The sequence below is a fragment of the Gordonia aichiensis genome (assembly GCF_039946255.1).
Lineage (GTDB): Bacteria > Actinomycetota > Actinomycetes > Mycobacteriales > Mycobacteriaceae > Gordonia > Gordonia aichiensis_A.
Map to the genome: position 1 here is coordinate 314,297 of NZ_JBCDWL010000001.1, position 15,345 is coordinate 329,641.

Sequence of the window (15,345 nt, forward strand, 5' to 3'; positions counted from 1 at the left end):
TGCTCAGCCGCGGACCACCGCTCCCAGCTTGGCGAACGTGTCCTGCCAGCCGTGGACCTGGATGGAGTCGATCCCCAGGTCGGCGACCGGGCGGTCGTTGCCGCCCTCGTCGAGCCGATCGCCGAAGAACAGGATGTCGTCGATCGACAGGTCGAGGATCTCCATCAACCGGCGCGCACCGTACGCCTTGTCGATGCCCTTGGCGGTGATGTCGACGGAGGTGGAGCCGCCGCTGCGGACCTCGAGATCGGGCAGTCGCTCGGCGGCGTAGGCGCGCAGCGACTCCTTCTTGCGGCCGTCCGGGTCCCAGGCGGCCTTGGCGTCGACCGGGGCGGACTGCCCGAGCGCCGAGAACGTCACCTGGCTGCCGCGGTCCTCCAGGATCGGCCCCCAGGTCTTCTCCTCCCAGAGGCCGAGTTCGCGGGCGCCCTGTTCGACGACGCTCATCGCCTGCGACTTCTGCTCGTCGGAGAGGTCTTCGGCGTACACGGTCTGCCAGTCGTCGCCCGACCAGCGGATGTAGCGGGTGCCGTTGGTCGGCATCAGGTGCAGATTGCCGCGATCGTCGAACTCGCCGAGCCGGTCGAGCACCTGCGTCTGGAACTGCCCGTACTGGCCGCCGGAGATGATGCAGCCGAGGCTGCCCGCCAACAGTTCGCGGAACAACTCGACCATCTCATCGCTCATCGCGGTCTTCGACGGCGCGAGTGTGTCGTCGAGGTCGAACATGACGAGCTGATAGGTCTTGCCATTGTGCGTGACGGACAACTGTCCACCCTTCTGTTTGGTGTGCGGCCAGCATTGTAGCCCGCAGCACGCACCCGCCAGAGCCCACTGCTGTCCGAATCGTCCCCGTGAGCGGTCCTCCCGGACCATTTGTCCGGGAGGTGTCCTCACGGGGACGATTCGGTCACTGCTCCCGGATCACCCAGCCGAAGGCCTCTGCCTTCGAGCGGGCTCCCTGTGCGGTGCGCGAGCGGGAGTCCTCCGCGACGTCGGCGAGCAGGTCCTCGCCGGCCCGGACGAGGTCGGCGAGGACCGCCGGGGTCAGGTAGTCGGGGCGAGTGGCGAACAGGAGGTCTTCGCTGGCCGAGTTGCCGCTCGCGCCGGGTGCGAACGGGCAGCCGCCGAGGCCGCCGAGCGCGCCGTCGACCAGTCGCGCGCCGCCGTCGGCGGCGGCCAGGGAGTTCGCCACCCCCATCCCCCATGTGTCGTGCCCGTGGAACACGAGGCGACGGTCGCCCGCCGGAACGGTGGCGAACAACTCCCGCACCTGCGCCGGGTACGCCTGCCCCAGCGTGTCGGCGAGGACCACGTCGTCGGCGCCCTCGGTCCGCGGGTCCGCGACGATGCCGCGCACCCGGTCCGGATCGACGGGGCCGTCGAACGGGCAGGTGAAGGCCGTGGCCAGACACAGTTGGATGCGGCCGCCGACCTCCCCGGCTAACGAGATCGCCTCGGGCATCGCGGCGATGCTGTCCTCGGCGGTGCGACCGATGTTGGCCTTGTTGTGCGCGTCGGACACCGACAGGCAGTACTGGAAGTTGCGGACGCCGGCGGCCGCGGCCCTGGCGACGTGCCGCGGGGTCGCGACCCACACCCAGCAGCGGTCGAGTTCGTCGGGGGTCAACTGCGCCACGATGTCGAGGGTCCCGGCCATCGGCGGCACCAGGTCGGGCCGCGCCATCGACCCGATCTCCAGTTCGGGGACGCCTGCGGCCAAGAGCCTGCGCGCGAGCCGCACGCGCACCTGCACGTCGAGCACCTTGCCGGTCAACTGCAGGCCGTCGCGCAGGGTCACATCGCGCAGGCCCACCTGCGTGTAGTCGGTGGTCGTCATCGCGAACCGCCCAGGAAGCGCTCGCGAATCTCGTCGGTGTGCTCGCCCAGGTCGGGGCCGACCGTGCGGATCGGCAGCGACTCGTCGCCGAGTACGGGGACGATGCCGGGAAAGCCGACACTGGTCGGGTTCGCGCCGCCGGCGTCGACGTCGAAGTGCTGGATCATGTTGCGCGCCCGGTACTGCTCGTCGGCGACGATGTCGGCGGCGGTGTAGATCGGGCCCGCGGGCACCGCTGCCTCGTCGAGCACGCGCAGCACCTCGTCGCGGGACCGGGCGCCGGTCCAGGCGCCGATCGCCGCGTCGATCTCGTCGCGGCGTCGCCAGCGACCGTCGTTGCTCGCCAGGTCGGGATCGTCGGCGAGGTCGGCGCGACCGATCGCGCGCATGTACCTGGGGAAGATCGCGTCGGCGTTGCCCGAGATCACCACCGAGCTGCCGTCGGCGCACAGGTAGCCGTTCGACGGGGCGATCCCCTCCATCCGTCCGCCGGTGCGGGTCCGGGTGACGCCGTAGGCGCCGAGATCGGGCACCAGCGACTCCATCATCGAGAAGATGGCCTCGTTGAGCGCGACGTCGATGATCCGGTCGGCCAGCGGCAGCGGGTCGTCGGTCTCGTCCCTGCGCCGAAGGCCCTCGTACAGGGACATCACCGCGCCGAAGGCGCCGTAGAGTCCGGCGATCGAGTCGCCGATCGAGACACCCACCCGCACCGGTGGTCGGTCGGGATCGCCGACCAGTTCGCGGAATCCGCCGTAGGCCTCGGCGACGGCCGCGAAGCCGGGGCGTTCGGCGTACGGGCCGGTCTGACCGAAGGCGGAGATCCGGACGAAGATCAGCCGGGGATTGGCCTCGCTGAGCTGCTCGGGGCCCAGCCCCCACTTCTCGAGGGTGCCGGGCCGGAAGTTCTCCAACACCACATCGCAGTGCGCCGCAAGCTCTTTCACATCGCGACGCCCCTCATCGGTGCGCAGATCCAGCACCACCGACTTCTTGTTGCGGTTGACGGTGCGAAACAGCATCGACGTCTGGCCGTCGTAGAGACGCCAATTGCGCAGTTCGTCGCCCGTCTCGCGTTCGATCTTGATGACCTCGGCACCGAAGTCGGCCAGCAGGCGCCCGGCGGTCGGCGCCGCGATGTAGTTGCCCAATTCCAGGACGCGGACGCCGTCGAGCGGAAGTCGTCGAGAGTTCACCTGTCCCAGCCTATTACCAGGGCACGCCTGACGTCGGCGCTCAGATCACCGCGGTCGGCGACGTCGATGTCGTGCAGTCCCCGCCACCGCGCCAGCGCACGGAGGTCGGCGGCGAGGCAGCGGCCGACGGCCCGCGGATCGATGCCGGGTTCCCCGTGGGCGGCCAGGACCCGCAGCACGCCGGCGGACCGGTCCGCCTTCAGGTCCACGCGGGCGACGAGATCCTCGCCCATCAGGTACGGCAGCACGTAGTATCCGTGGACCCGCTTATGGGCCGGCAGATAGATCTCGATCCGATAATGGAAATCGAAGAGTCGCTCGGTGCGCGGCCGGTAGAAGACCAGCGGATCGAAGGGCGACAGAAGGGTCGACCGATCCACGACCCGGGGCACCCGAGCGGTCCGGTGCAGATAGGCGGGCTCGGCCCAGCCGTCGACGGTCACCTCGCCGACTTCACCGGCGTCGACGAGATCGGGCAGTACGGCTCGAACGTCCGCGCTCTTGAGCCGGTAGTAGTCGGCGAGGTCGGCGACGGTCGCCACCCCGTGCGCGGCGGCCGCGCGCGCGACGAGTTCGCGCTGGGCGTCGGTCCGACCGATCTCGAGCCCGACCCGCTCCGCGCCGACGACCCGCTCGGCGAGGTCGTAGTGCCGGTGGAAGTGCTCGCTGCGCACCGCCGACAGCGTGCCCGCGGCGAACATCGCCTCGCACAGATGCTTCACGTCCCCGCGCGTCCACCAGGAGCCGGCATCGTTCGGCTCCCGCACGATGCCGAGCGCGTCCTCGATCTCACGCGGCAGCAGCGGCCCGTTCTCGGCGATCACGGCGAGCACGTCGTCGGCCTGGGACCGATTGCGCCGCAGCACCTCTCGCGTGTGCCGGTAGCGTCCGTCGCGATAGTCGCGCATCCGCCACCCGAACAGCGGCCAGTCGTCGACCGGGATCAGTGCGGCCTCGTGCGCCCAGTACTCGGCGAGCAGTCGCGGCGCACGAGCCGACGGCCGCCAGGCGGCCCGGTCGAGCAGGCCGTCGTCGTAGGCTCCCAATCGGCTGAACGCCGGCAGATAGTGGGCCCGAGCGAGGATGTTCACCGAGTCCATCTGAAGCAGCTTCGTGCGTGCCAGCACCCGCCGCAGATGGCTGCGCGTGGGCGTCGACGCCGGTTCCCGATCGGCGAACCCCTGCGCCGCCAAAGCGATTCGGCGCGCTTGCGCCACCGACAAGGTCGTCACCCGAGCGAGCCTAACGTCCGGTCGGACCGGCCGGTGATCCCGCACCCACCCGTCCCAGCAGGACCGTCACCGGCCAGCGCACCGCGCGAGTACCCCGACCCCACCGCGGCGCCAGGTCGTCGGCCAGCCGGTCCAGGAGATCGTCGGCGTCGGCTTCGGTCGCCCGCCGAGTCGCCGACCACGTGGCGAGGTAGCCGACGAACTCGGCCAGCGACCAGGTCCGTTCGATGACGACGTCGGGCACCGGCAGTCGCTCGAACGGGAAGGCGAGGTCGGCGTAACCGTTGTCGACGTGCCGTCGTTCAGGCGGCCAGTACGGCCCGATCTCCTCGACGTAGAACCGGTCGAAGCGCTCACGGAGGTCGGCGTCCAGAACGACGACGCCGTAGGTGATCAAGGCCAACGCTGCACCGTCGACGGCCACCCGGCGCACCTCGTCATAGAAGGCGGGCAGATCGAACCAGTGCGCCGCCTGCGCCACCGTGATCAGCGCGGCCACGCCGTCGGGGACGTCGAGGTGCTCCGCGGTGGCCACTCGATAGTCGACGGCGGGCGCGGCGACCGCATGGCGCAGTTGATCGTCCGACGGATCCAGGCCGATGACCCGGTCGAAGCGGGCGGCCAACAGCGACGTCAGCTGCCCGGTGCCGCATCCGACGTCGACGGCGAGCCGTGTGTCGGGTGCCGCAGCGACCAGCGCGTCGACGAGCTCGGTCGGATACGAGGGGCGGAAGGCCGCATAGTCGGCGCCGCCGACGTCGAACCAGGTCATGCCCCTACTGAATCACGCGAGCCTGAGCCCAGGCCGAGACACGGTCGACGTGCTCGCTACGCCGTTCCCACGACTCTCGGACTTCGCGCCGCTTGCGTTCGGTCCGCCCGCGTGACCTCTCGCTCGCTCAGCGCGTGTAGTCGACGAAGCGGTACAGCGTCCCGGTCGACGAGTACTGCCACTCCCCGGCCCGCACGCTCGACCACTGATCCGGGTCGACCTCGGGGGCGAAGGCATCAGCGGAATCGACCAGCACGTCGATCTCAGTGACGCGCAGCGCGGTGGCGCGCGACATCGCCGCCGCATAGATCTCGCCGCCGCCGATCACCGCGGCCACCTGCCCCGCAGCGGCGAGCGCCTCCTCGATGCCGTGAACGACCTCGGCTCCGTCGGCCCGGTAGCTCGCCGCCCGGGTGATGACGATGTTGCGCCGTCCGGGCAGCGGCCGCACCGACTCCGGCAGCGACTCCCACGTCTTGCGGCCCATGATGACCGTGCCGCCGCCGGTCAGCTCCTTGAACCGCAACATGTCCTCGGGCACCCGCCACGGGATGGCGCCGGCCTTGCCGATCGCGCCGACACGGTCTTGGGCCCAAACGAGTGCGATCGTCATCGCTGCCTCCTGAGATCGACGATGGGGATCAGACCGCGACCGGCGCCTTGATCGCCGGGTGCGACCGATAGTCGACCACCTCGACGTCGTCGTAGTCGTAGTCGAAGATCGACGCGGCCTTGCGCAGCCGGAGCGTCGGGTAGGCGAAGGGCTCCCGCGAGAGCTGCTCGCGCACCTGCTCGACATGGTTGTCGTAGATGTGGCAGTCGCCGCCGGTCCACACGAAGTCGCCGACCTCCAGGCCCGCCTGCTGCGCCATCATGTGCGTCAGCAGGGCGTACGAGGCAATGTTGAAGGGCACGCCGAGGAACAGGTCGGCACTGCGCTGATAGAGCTGGCAGCTGAGTCGGCCGTCGGCGACGTAGAACTGGAAGAAGGCGTGGCACGGCGGCAGCGCCATCTGCGCGATCTCGCCGACGTTCCACGCCGAGACGATGTTGCGGCGCGAATCCGGGTTGGTCTTGAGCGTCTCGAGCGCGGCGGCGATCTGGTCGATGTGCTCCCCGGACGGCGTCGGCCAGTTGCGCCACTGGACCCCGTAGACCGGTCCGAGCTCACCCTCGGGCGAGGCCCACTCGTCCCAGATGCTCACGCCGCGTTCCTGGAGCCATCTGACGTTCGAGTCGCCCCGCAGGAACCACAGCAGTTCGTAGACGATGGCTTTGAGGTGAACCTTCTTGGTGGTGATCAGCGGGAAGCCCTGCGAGAGGTCGAATCGCATCTGGTGGCCGAAGACGCTGCGTGTTCCGGTGCCGGTCCGGTCTGCTTTGGGGGTGCCGGTCTCCAGCACCAGGCGCAGCAGGTCCTCGTAGGGGGTCGAGATCGGCGTAGTCACGAGTCGATTCTAGGCGACGCACGATGCACCTTCGCCACGACGGCAGGAGCGCCCCGAACCGTCGTCGGGGCGCCCCTGCCTGGACTCGCTCAGCGTCGGTGGCCGGTCACGGCGCCTCGACGGCGACGACGGCGTCGTCCTCGGCTGCGTGCGCCATCGACTTGTCCTTCGTCTCCACGATCAGATACGTGCAGAAGACGCTGATCGATGAGAGCACGGCCAGCATGACACCGACCCAGATGGAGCCGGGTCCGGCGATCAACGGCGCGGCGATCAGCGGCGGGATCGCACCGCCGAGGATGCCGGCGAGGTTGTATCCCATGCCGGCGCCGGTGTAGCGGTAGCGGGCCTGAAACAGTTCGGGGAGCAGCGCGCCGGCCGGACCGTACGCGATGCCGAAGATCAGCAGGGTGCCGATGAGTCCGACGAGGAAGGCGAACTCGCCGCCGGCCTCGAGGATCGGGAACAGCAGCAGCACCCACGGGACGGCGAGGATGACCGAGACCATGATCACCCGGCGACGGCCGATCCGGTCGGAGTAGTACGCCGACGCGGCGGTCGACAGGCCGAAGAAGACGGCGGCGATCATGCCCGAGACGAGGACGAAGTTGCGGTTCAAGCCCATCTGGTCGGGTTTGGTGGCGTAGCTCGTGAGGAACGCCGTGCCCATGTAGAACAGCGAGAACAGGCTGGCGAGCGCACCGCCGGCGATCAGGATCTCCTTCCACTGGAAGCGCACCGCGTCCAGGAAGGGCAGCTTGGTGGGCGCAGCCGCCGGTGCGGCTGCACGCTTGGCCTGCGCCTCGGCGAAGACAGGCGTCTCGGCGACCGCCAGGCGGACCCACAGACCGACGAGCACGAGCACCATCGACAGGATGAACGGCACCCGCCACCCGTAGTTCAGGAAGGCGTCGCTGGCGGTGCCGACGGTCAGGCTTGCGACCAGGAAGGTCAGGCTCGACAGGAAGAAGGCGAACGCCGGGCCCAGCTGCGGGAACATCGCGTACAGGCCGCGTTTGCCCTCGGGCGCGTATTCGGCGGTCAGCAGCGTCGCGCCCGCCCATTCGCCGCCGACGGCGAAGCCCTGCAGGAACCGCAGGACCACCAGCAGTATCGGCGCGGCGATCCCGATGCCGTTCTCGAACAGGCCGAAGGCGCCGGACTCGTACCCCGGCAGCAGGCCGATCGCGACGGTCGCCGCGCCCATGATCAGCAGCGTCCAGACCAGGGTGCGCTTGCGGCCGATGAGGTCGCCGAAGTGCCCGAAGACGATGGCACCGACCGGGCGGGCGAAGAAGGCGACGGCGAAGGTCGCGAAGGAGGCGATGGTCGCGGTGGTCGCATCGGCTTCCGGGAAGAACACCGTCGGGAACGCCAGCGCGGCCGCCGTTCCGTAGATGAAGAAGTCGTAGAACTCGATGGTCGTGCCGATCGAGCTGGCCGCGGCCACCCGCTTCATGCTGGTGGTCTTGGAGGCGGCTGGGTCTACCGGCGGGATACGTGGTGGGGCCGTGGTCACGGTCGGGTCCTCGTCTCGGGCGGGATCAATGTGTCGGCTGACGAGAATGCACCGGCGATCACGCACTGTCGCGCGTCTCACTCGACGGCCATTTCGTAAGCTCGCTCACAGTACGATGGGCCCGAATCGCCCGACACCCCCCAAAGGGGGTGATGCCGGGAGGGGGCGATCAGCCGGGCAGGACGCCGGCCCGCCTGGCCAGGACGACGGCCTCGAGGCGGTTGCGCGCATCGAGCTTGCCCATCGCCGACTTCATGTACCCCTTGACGGTGTCGGCCGCGACCCCGAGCTCCTCGGCGATGCGCGCGTTGCCGTAACCGAGCGCCGCCAGCGAGAGCACGTCCTGCTCGCGACCGGTCAACTGCACGATCGGGACGCCCGCGCCATCGGCCTCCTCCTCCAGGAGCAGGCCGGTGATCCGGGCGATCTCATCGGCCAACGCCTCGTCGCCGACCTTGCGGGCCAGCAGTCTCAGTTCGGTGTAGGCGACCGTCATGCGGTCGCGCAGCGCGTCGGCATCCGGCGACAGGCGCGCATCGGCTTCGATCAGCGCCCGGGACACCGCGATCTGCTGTTCGACCGTCCGCGCCTGCCCGGTGAGCACGTCGAGCAGTCTGCCGTCGATCTGAGTGTCACAGCGCAGGGCGCCGTAGAGCACCGCGACCATGCGCGATTCGACGATGATCGGGGCCGCGGCGACCGCGCGCAACCCTTCGGTGGCGATCGCCTCGTTGTACCGGTGGGTGATCTGCGGCGTGTCGAGATAGTCGTTCACGGCCATCGGCCGGTTGTAGTGCAGCACCTTGCCGCCGAGCCCGTGCCCGACCTCGACCGCCAGACCGTTCAGCGCCCCGGTCGAGTCACCGACGAAGTGCTGCAGGTGCAGCCGCGCCGAACCCTCCACGATTCCGCTGAACGCCAGCGGGACGCCGCTCGAGTGCTGGACGCGCCGGAGCGCCTCGGTGACCGGCACCGTCAGTGCCCGCTCGCTCATCCGGCTACCACCCGTTCGTCCCGCAGACCAGTCCGCGCCGTTCACGCGGAAGACGCCCGCGGGAGGCCTTCCGGTCCCCGGGCATTATGAGCAATCATACCGAGCGACGCGATTGTCACCTATGCCACAGCTTGATCCGAGGTTCTGAACACGAATCGACCGGCCGCCGACGCCCGCTCGCGGTCTCAATCCGGCATGAGTCCGGCGGCCACCGTCGCACCCAGTTCCCAGCACGCTTCGAGTTCGTCCTTCGTCGGCTTGCCGGAGATCACGACGTCGGCCGCCGCCTTCACCCAGCCCAGTCCCCCGGCGATGGAGTGCACGCTCTTCTCCGCCCCCTCGGTCCCGACGTTGCCGTGCATGAACAGCCCGTATGGACGTCCCCCGGTGGAGTCGAGGATCGGATAGTAGCAGGTGTCGAAGGCGTGTTTGAGGGCTCCGCTCATGTACCCGAGGTTCGCGGGACTGCCGAGCAGGTAGCCGTCGGCGTCGAGCATCTCGGCCGCCGACACCGACAACGCGGCCCGCCTGATCACCTCCACACCTTCGATCTCCGGGTCGGTGGCACCGGCGAGCACCGCCTCGAACATCTCCTGGCAGTGCGGCGAGGGCGTGTGGTGAACGATCAGCAGGCGGGCCATGCCGCCATCATGCCGGTTCGGCCGCCTTCGCGGCCCGATACTGGTCGGCCGCGCGCTTCATCATCTCGCGGGCGCGGGAGCGGTCGCCGGCGTAGTCGTAGGCGCGTGCGATCCGGTAGGTGTTGACCCAGTCCGACGGATCGGCCTCCCACTCGGTCTTCACCTGCTCGAACAGCTCCAGCGCAGCGTCCTTCTCGATTCGCCCCGAGGCCCGGCGCGGCAGTTCGGAGACGTCGAGGTCGCGCCCGAGCGCCGAGGCCGCAGCGACCATGCGCTGGTGCTCGATCCCCGACTTCAGCGTGGCGATCACCATCCAGACCCCGAGCAGCGGCAGCACGAAGACTCCGATGCCCAGCCCGATCGACACCGGCGTGCCGTGGCCGATCAGGCCGACCGCCGTCCGACTCAGCAGGAAGAAGTACACGCACAGGGCGACGACGAGGAAGCCGATCACCCAGATGGTGGGCCGAGCGTCGCTCTTCTTTGCAGCCACGATGTCCTACAGATCCATGAAGGTCTCAAGACCCACCGTCAGCCCGGGTCGGCCGACGATCTCGCGGACGCCGAGCAGGACGCCGGGGACGAACGAGTTCCGGTCGATCGAATCGTGACGGATCGTCAGCGTCTCCCCCTGCGTCCCGAACAGGACCTCCTGGTGCGCGACGAGGCCGGCCAACCGCACCGAGTGCACGCGAACGCCGTCGACGTCGGCGCCGCGCGCCCCCTCCAGCCCGGTGGACGTCGCATCGGGGCAGGCGCCCAGGCCGGCCTCGGCGCGGGCGGCGGCGATCAACTGCGCGGTCCGACCGGCCGTGCCCGACGGCGCGTCGGCCTTGAACGGATGGTGCAGTTCGACGACCTCGGCCGAGTCGAAGAAGCGCGCCGCCTGCTGCGCGAAATGCATCGACAGGACGGCGCCGATCGCGAAGTTCGGCGCGATCAGCACGCCGACCGACGGGTTGGCCTCGACCCAGCCGCGCACCGTGTCGAGGCGCTCCTGCGTGAAGCCGGTGGTCCCGACCACCGCGTGGATCCCGTTCTCGATCAAGAACTTCAGGTTGTCCATCACCACATCGGGGTGAGTGAAGTCGACGACCACCCGGGTGTTCGACTCGACGAAGTCGGTCAGCGGATCGCCTGCGTCGACGCCGACGGTGTAGTCGGTGTGCGCCGACTCCCGAACGCCTTCGACGATCGCCGTGCCGACCTTGCCCCTGCTGCCGAGCACACCGACCCGGATCGCCCCGCTCATCTGTTCGGCCCCGCTCATCTGTCCACCTTCGCCGTTCGACATCATCGTCGTCGAGTCTAGGGCTTGCCTCACCGGGAGTGCGCGACGGACCGCACCGCAGGGACGCCGGTCACGGTCGGGCCGGGAAGCGTCCGATCCAGGGCCTGGCCTCCTCGAGCTGGGCGGCCAACTGCAGCAGGGCGCCGTCGGAGCCGAGCGGGCCGTTGAACTGGACGCCCAGCGGCAGTCCGTCGGCGGTCCAGTGGATCGGAACGCTGATGGCCGGCCGCCCGGTCAGGTTCGCCATCTGGGTGTACGGCACCCAGCCGAGGTTCTCCTCGATCATCTGGTCGACGACCCCGCTGGCCAGCAGCAGGCGACCGCCGTGCAGGCGGTGGGCCACGCGGGCCCCGACCTTCACCGGAGCCGCGGTCGTGAGCGCACCGACCTCGATCGGCGCCTGCGCGATGGTGGGCGTCATGAAGTAGTCGTACGACTCGTAGAACCGTCCCATGGCCTGCGTGTATCCGTTGATCTCCCCCAGCGCGCGCAGCGCCTTCACCGTCCCGCCGGAGCGGCCCAGCTCGACCATCGCCAGCGTGTCCGCCTCGAAGTCGTCGTTGCCGGCGCCGGTGCGCTCGCAGATCTCGTCGACCTGTCCGGCCAGTTGGGCGAACCACAGCGTCAGGAAGGTCTGCGCGAGGGCCTTGTCGTCGTAGGGCGGCGCGATCTCGGTGACCTCGTGACCCAGTTCGGTGAGCACGGCGGCCGCCTCCGTCATCGCCGCGGCGGCCTCGGCGGTCGGGGCGCCGGAGATGGCCGAGTGCGCAGAGAAGGCGATCCGCAACTTGCCGGGACGGCTGCCGACGGCCTCGACGAAACGCTGCGCGGGCATCGCGGCCTGGTAGTCGGCGAGCGGGTTCGGGCCGACGATCGCGTCCATCAACCCGGCGCTGTCGCGCACGGTGCGCGCGACCACGCCCTGCACGGCCATCCCGAACATCGGCTCCCCGGTCTGCGGACCGTACGGCGCCAGCCCGCGACTCGGTTTGAGTCCGACCAGTCCGGTGGTCGCCGCCGGGATCCGAATCGACCCTCCCCCGTCGTTGGCGCCGGCCGCCGGGACCACGCCCGCGGCCACCGCCGACGCCGAGCCGCCCGACGAGCCGCCCGGCGTGCGTGAGGTGTCCCACGGATTGCGGGCCGGCCCCCACAGGTCGGGTTCGGTGACCCCCTTCGCCCCGAGCTCGGGCGTATTGGTCTTGCCGACGACCACCAGACCCGCCGCCAGGAAGCGATCGGTCACCAACGCGTTGCGCGGCTCGGGCAGGTTCCGCAGCGCACGACAACCGCTGGTGGTCGGGTAGCCGCGGTACTCCTGTGCCAGATCCTTGAGCAAAAACGGGACACCGGCGAAGGGGCCGGTCAACTCGCCTGCGACCTGCCGGTCGGCGGCGTCGGCGGTCTCGATCACCACTGCGTTGAGCTTCGGGTTGACCTCCGCGAGGCGACGACGCGCCAGGTCGAGCAGCTCGGCGGGCGTGACCTGCTTGTCTGCGACCAGCTGGGCCAGCCCGGTCGCGTCGTAGCTCATGTACTCGTCGATGTTCATGTCCGACCTTCTCTGCGCGATGACGATGTTCCGGCACGGCCGGTTGTGCCACACCCTAGCCTTCCCCGGGTCGGGTGGCCGAGGGCTGAGCTAATCTACCGATCGGTAGAACACGTTTCAGTTTTGGGAGTTCCAGTGACGTCAATCTCTCGCCGAAGCCTCCTGCAGGCCACCGCCGCCTCCGCCGTCGGGGTCGGTGCGCTCGGGGTTCTCGGCACCGCGGGAACCGCCGCCGCGGAACCTCGTGGCACCGGCTATCTGGTGGGCGCGGGAAAGGGCGACATGACCGGCGCGATCGCCGGCCAGGGCATGATGGGCTACTCCGACATGGAGCAGGTCGCCGAGGGGCTCCTGCAGCGCACGTGGGCGCGCGCGTACGTCATCGCCGACGCCGCGACCGGCAAGCGCGTCCTGTTCATCACCGCCGACATCGCCTGCGTGTTCACCTCCCACCACCGGACGCTGCTGACCGAGCTGGCGAAGCGGTACGGCGACACCTACACCGCGCACAACGTCAACATCAACGCCACCCACAATCACAACTCGTGCGGCGGCACCGCCTGGGACTACGCCTATGTCCTCGCCGCGCAGGGGCACCGGCACAACTCCTTCCGAGCCGAGCTCGACGGCCTGCTCGACGCCGTCGCCGCCGCCCACGCCTCACTGGCGCCCGGCACCTTGGAGCTCGGGCACGCCGAACTCCACGATGCGAGCGCCAACCGTTCGATGGCCGCGTTCGAGCTCAACCCCGCCGACGAGCGCAGGCACTTCCCGAACGCCATCGACCCGCAGGTGACGGCGATCCGGTTGCGGCAGGGCGGTCGGACGATCGGCGAGATCACCTGGTTCGCCACCCACGGCACCTCGCTGACCGACGCGAACTTCCTGATCGGCCCGGACAACAAGGGGTACGCGTCCTATCTCGGCGAGCAGCGCGACCCGGGGATCGTCGCCGCCCATGCGCAGACCAATGCCGGCGACATGACGCCCAACCTGTGGCTGCGCAAGATGCATCCCGGCGGTCCGACGTCCGACAACCGGACCAACCGCCTGCTCATCGGGCAGCGGCAGGATCGGGCCGGGCAGGCGGCGCTCGCGGCGGCCCGGCCGATGAGCGCGGTGCGGATCGACTCCGCGACTCGCTACGTCGACATGGCGAACGTCTCGATCAGCGGTCACTACACCCCCCACGGCAAGGCCGCCCGCACCTCCCCGGCCATGATGGGCGCCGCCGCCGCGGCCACCAGCCAGGAGGACAACACCCGCAGTCAGCTGGGATTCCTCAACGAGGGGGTCCGCAATGAGTTCGCGATGCTGCTCGGCGCCGGCGCCACGGCCACCCCGGATCCGTGGATCGTCGACAACCAGGCTCCCAAGGCGATCCTGTTTCCGCTCGGCATCCTGCCGCCGAGCCCGTGGATCGAGCAGACGCTCCCGGTTCAGCTGATCCGCATCGGCGACCTCGTCCTGGCCGCGCTGCCGACCGAGTCGACGATCGTCGCCGGTCTGCGGATCCGGCGCACCGTCGCCGACGCGCTCGGGGTGCCGCTGGAGAACGTGCTGCTGCAGGGGTACTCGAACGGGTACAGCCAGTACACGGTGACGCCCGAGGAGTACCTCTCGCAGCAGTACGAGGGCGGCGAGACGCTGTTCGGACGCTGGACGCTGTGCGCCTACATGCAGGAACTCGACCGGATGGCGCGCGCGATGGTCCGCGGCTCCCGGTTGCCCGCCGGCCGCCGTCCGGCCGACACCTCCGGGCTGCAACCGGATCTGCTGCCCGCCCAGCCCGCCGACACGCCGATGCCCGGCCGCCGGTTCGGCGACGTCGTCTCGACCGTGCCCGCCTCGGTGCGGGCCGGCACCACCCTGCGCGTGTCGTTCTGCGGCGCCTACCCGACCAACAGGATCCGCCGGGGCGCACAGACGGCGGGCTACTTCGCCGTCGAGAAGTTCACCGGCACCGGCTGGACGGTGGCCTTCGACGACGATCACGCCGCCACCGAGCTGAAATGGGAACGCCCCGGCGGCAGCGCCTCGGCGTCGAAGATCACCGTCACCTGGCGCATCCCCCGCGACGCCGCGGGCGACTACCGCATCCGCTACTACGGCGACGCCAAGGCGCCGAACGGGAAGCTGCGCCCGATCAGCGGCACGACGGGCCGCATCAAGGTCGGCTGACGGCCGGCCGCAGACGGCCCCCACGTCTGCGCCAGGTACAGCAGGATCGCGCGCACCCGGCGGTTCTCGGTCTCCGGCGGCAGGTCGAGCTTGAGGAAGATGTTGGCGATGCGCTTGGCGACCGCGGCATCGGAGACCACCAGGGACGCCGCGATCTCGGAGTTGCTGGCGCCGCGGGCCATCAGCGCCAGCACCTCCGACTAGCGCGGAGTGAGCCGATCGACGACGGCGGTGGAGAACATCGTGGAGATCACCTCCGGGTCGACGACCACGCCGCCGGCGACGACGGTCTCCACCGCCCGCAGGAAGTCCGCGACCCGACCCACTCGCTCTTTGAGCAGGTAGCCGACCGAGCCGCCCTGCTCGGCGGTCAGCAGCCGGCGCGCATAGGCCGCGGCGACGTACTGGGACAGGACGAGCACCGGCAGCCCGGGCCGCCGGCCCCGCAGATCCAGGGCCGCGCGCAGTCCGTCGTCGCCGTCGCCGGGCGGCATCCGCACATCGGTGATCACCAGGTCGATCCCGGTCAGGTCGACGCCGCGCAGTGCGACCGCGTCGGACACCGCGGCCACCACCTCGTGCCCGGCCCGTTCCAGAATCCGAACCAGCCCCTCGGCCAGCAGAACCGAGTCCTCCGCCAATACGATGCGCACGCCCACTCCCCCGAGTCTGCCCGACC

The 15,345-nt window shown here is 69.9% G+C and carries 14 protein-coding genes and 1 pseudogene; 1 reads left to right on the forward strand and 14 read right to left on the reverse strand.

All coding sequences use genetic code 11. The features are described 5' to 3' along the window. Positions 1 to 3: 3 nt before the first annotated feature. The 13 genes from AAFO60_RS01465 to AAFO60_RS01525 all read right to left on the reverse strand — a co-directional run bounded on the left by AAFO60_RS01465 (position 4) and on the right by AAFO60_RS01525 (position 12,485). Complete coding sequence (locus tag AAFO60_RS01465) at positions 4 to 768, reverse strand: HAD-IIB family hydrolase (protein ID WP_347954368.1); 765 nt, start codon at positions 766 to 768, stop codon at positions 4 to 6. 142 nt (positions 769 to 910) lie between these two features. Beyond that, positions 911 to 1,840: a hydroxymethylglutaryl-CoA lyase gene (locus tag AAFO60_RS01470; RefSeq protein WP_347954369.1), complete on the reverse strand. Its 930-nt coding sequence runs from the start codon at positions 1,838 to 1,840 to the stop codon at positions 911 to 913. Beyond that, on the reverse strand, positions 1,837 to 3,036 hold the full coding sequence (locus tag AAFO60_RS01475) for a CaiB/BaiF CoA transferase family protein (RefSeq protein ID WP_424327225.1): 1,200 nt from the start codon (positions 3,034 to 3,036) through the stop codon (positions 1,837 to 1,839). Before AAFO60_RS01475 ends, AAFO60_RS01470 begins: the two co-directional genes overlap by 4 nt. Beyond that, complete coding sequence (locus AAFO60_RS01480; protein WP_347954370.1) at positions 3,033 to 4,268, reverse strand: winged helix-turn-helix domain-containing protein; 1,236 nt, start codon at positions 4,266 to 4,268, stop codon at positions 3,033 to 3,035. Before AAFO60_RS01480 ends, AAFO60_RS01475 begins: the two co-directional genes overlap by 4 nt. A 10-nt stretch (positions 4,269 to 4,278) precedes the next feature. After that, positions 4,279 to 5,040: a class I SAM-dependent methyltransferase gene (locus tag AAFO60_RS01485; protein ID WP_347954371.1), complete on the reverse strand. Its 762-nt coding sequence runs from the start codon at positions 5,038 to 5,040 to the stop codon at positions 4,279 to 4,281. 127 nt (positions 5,041 to 5,167) lie between these two features. Beyond that, the gene (locus tag AAFO60_RS01490) at positions 5,168 to 5,653 is read right to left on the reverse strand and encodes a dihydrofolate reductase (protein ID WP_347954372.1); all 486 of its coding nucleotides are present in this window, start codon (positions 5,651 to 5,653) and stop codon (positions 5,168 to 5,170) included. Positions 5,654 to 5,681: 28 nt separating this feature from the next. After that, positions 5,682 to 6,488, reverse strand: coding sequence for a thymidylate synthase (locus tag AAFO60_RS01495; protein WP_347954373.1), 807 nt, complete (start codon positions 6,486 to 6,488; stop codon positions 5,682 to 5,684). A gap of 106 nt (positions 6,489 to 6,594) precedes the next feature. Beyond that, a complete protein-coding gene (locus AAFO60_RS01500) occupies positions 6,595 to 7,947 on the reverse strand; it encodes an MFS transporter (RefSeq protein ID WP_347954647.1) in 1,353 nt (450 codons plus the stop codon). 229 nt (positions 7,948 to 8,176) lie between these two features. Continuing rightward, entirely contained in the window at positions 8,177 to 9,001 is an 825-nt protein-coding gene (locus tag AAFO60_RS01505) for a LuxR C-terminal-related transcriptional regulator (protein WP_347954374.1), read from the reverse strand. 185 nt (positions 9,002 to 9,186) lie between these two features. Next, entirely contained in the window at positions 9,187 to 9,642 is a 456-nt protein-coding gene (locus AAFO60_RS01510) for a flavodoxin family protein (protein ID WP_347954375.1), read from the reverse strand. A gap of 7 nt (positions 9,643 to 9,649) precedes the next feature. Further along, complete coding sequence (locus AAFO60_RS01515; RefSeq protein ID WP_347954376.1) at positions 9,650 to 10,135, reverse strand: hypothetical protein; 486 nt, start codon at positions 10,133 to 10,135, stop codon at positions 9,650 to 9,652. Between the two features lie 6 nt (positions 10,136 to 10,141). Then, complete coding sequence (gene dapB, locus AAFO60_RS01520) at positions 10,142 to 10,894, reverse strand: 4-hydroxy-tetrahydrodipicolinate reductase (RefSeq protein WP_347954648.1); 753 nt, start codon at positions 10,892 to 10,894, stop codon at positions 10,142 to 10,144. Between the two features lie 109 nt (positions 10,895 to 11,003). After that, positions 11,004 to 12,485, reverse strand: a complete 1,482-nt coding sequence (locus AAFO60_RS01525) for an amidase (RefSeq protein WP_347954377.1) — start codon at positions 12,483 to 12,485, stop codon at positions 11,004 to 11,006. A gap of 135 nt (positions 12,486 to 12,620) precedes the next feature. On the opposite strand from AAFO60_RS01525, the gene AAFO60_RS01530 reads away from it, so the two are divergent. Further along, entirely contained in the window at positions 12,621 to 14,666 is a 2,046-nt protein-coding gene (locus AAFO60_RS01530) for a neutral/alkaline non-lysosomal ceramidase N-terminal domain-containing protein (protein WP_347954378.1), read from the forward strand. Positions 14,667 to 14,692: 26 nt separating this feature from the next. Here AAFO60_RS01530 and AAFO60_RS01535 read toward each other — a convergent pair. Next, positions 14,693 to 15,319 (reverse strand): annotated as a pseudogene (locus AAFO60_RS01535) (response regulator); the annotation flags it as partial. Between the last annotated feature and the right edge of the window lie 26 nt (positions 15,320 to 15,345).

What these genes read in the sequence shown, in the direction of transcription:
- AAFO60_RS01505 (WP_347954374.1), bottom strand. Translation starts at nt 9,001, where the DNA reads ATGAGCGAGCGGGCACTGACGGTGCCGGTCACCGAGGCGCTCCGGCGC.
- AAFO60_RS01500 (WP_347954647.1), bottom strand. Translation starts at nt 7,947, where the DNA reads ATGAAGCGGGTGGCCGCGGCCAGCTCGATCGGCACGACCATCGAGTTC.
- AAFO60_RS01525 (WP_347954377.1), bottom strand. Translation starts at nt 12,485, where the DNA reads ATGAACATCGACGAGTACATGAGCTACGACGCGACCGGGCTGGCCCAG.
- AAFO60_RS01490 (WP_347954372.1), bottom strand. Translation starts at nt 5,653, where the DNA reads ATGACGATCGCACTCGTTTGGGCCCAAGACCGTGTCGGCGCGATCGGC.
- dapB (WP_347954648.1), bottom strand. Translation starts at nt 10,894, where the DNA reads ATGAGCGGGGCGATCCGGGTCGGTGTGCTCGGCAGCAGGGGCAAGGTC.
- AAFO60_RS01470 (WP_347954369.1), bottom strand. Translation starts at nt 1,840, where the DNA reads ATGACGACCACCGACTACACGCAGGTGGGCCTGCGCGATGTGACCCTG.
- AAFO60_RS01510 (WP_347954375.1), bottom strand. Translation starts at nt 9,642, where the DNA reads ATGGCCCGCCTGCTGATCGTTCACCACACGCCCTCGCCGCACTGCCAG.
- AAFO60_RS01485 (WP_347954371.1), bottom strand. Translation starts at nt 5,040, where the DNA reads ATGACCTGGTTCGACGTCGGCGGCGCCGACTATGCGGCCTTCCGCCCC.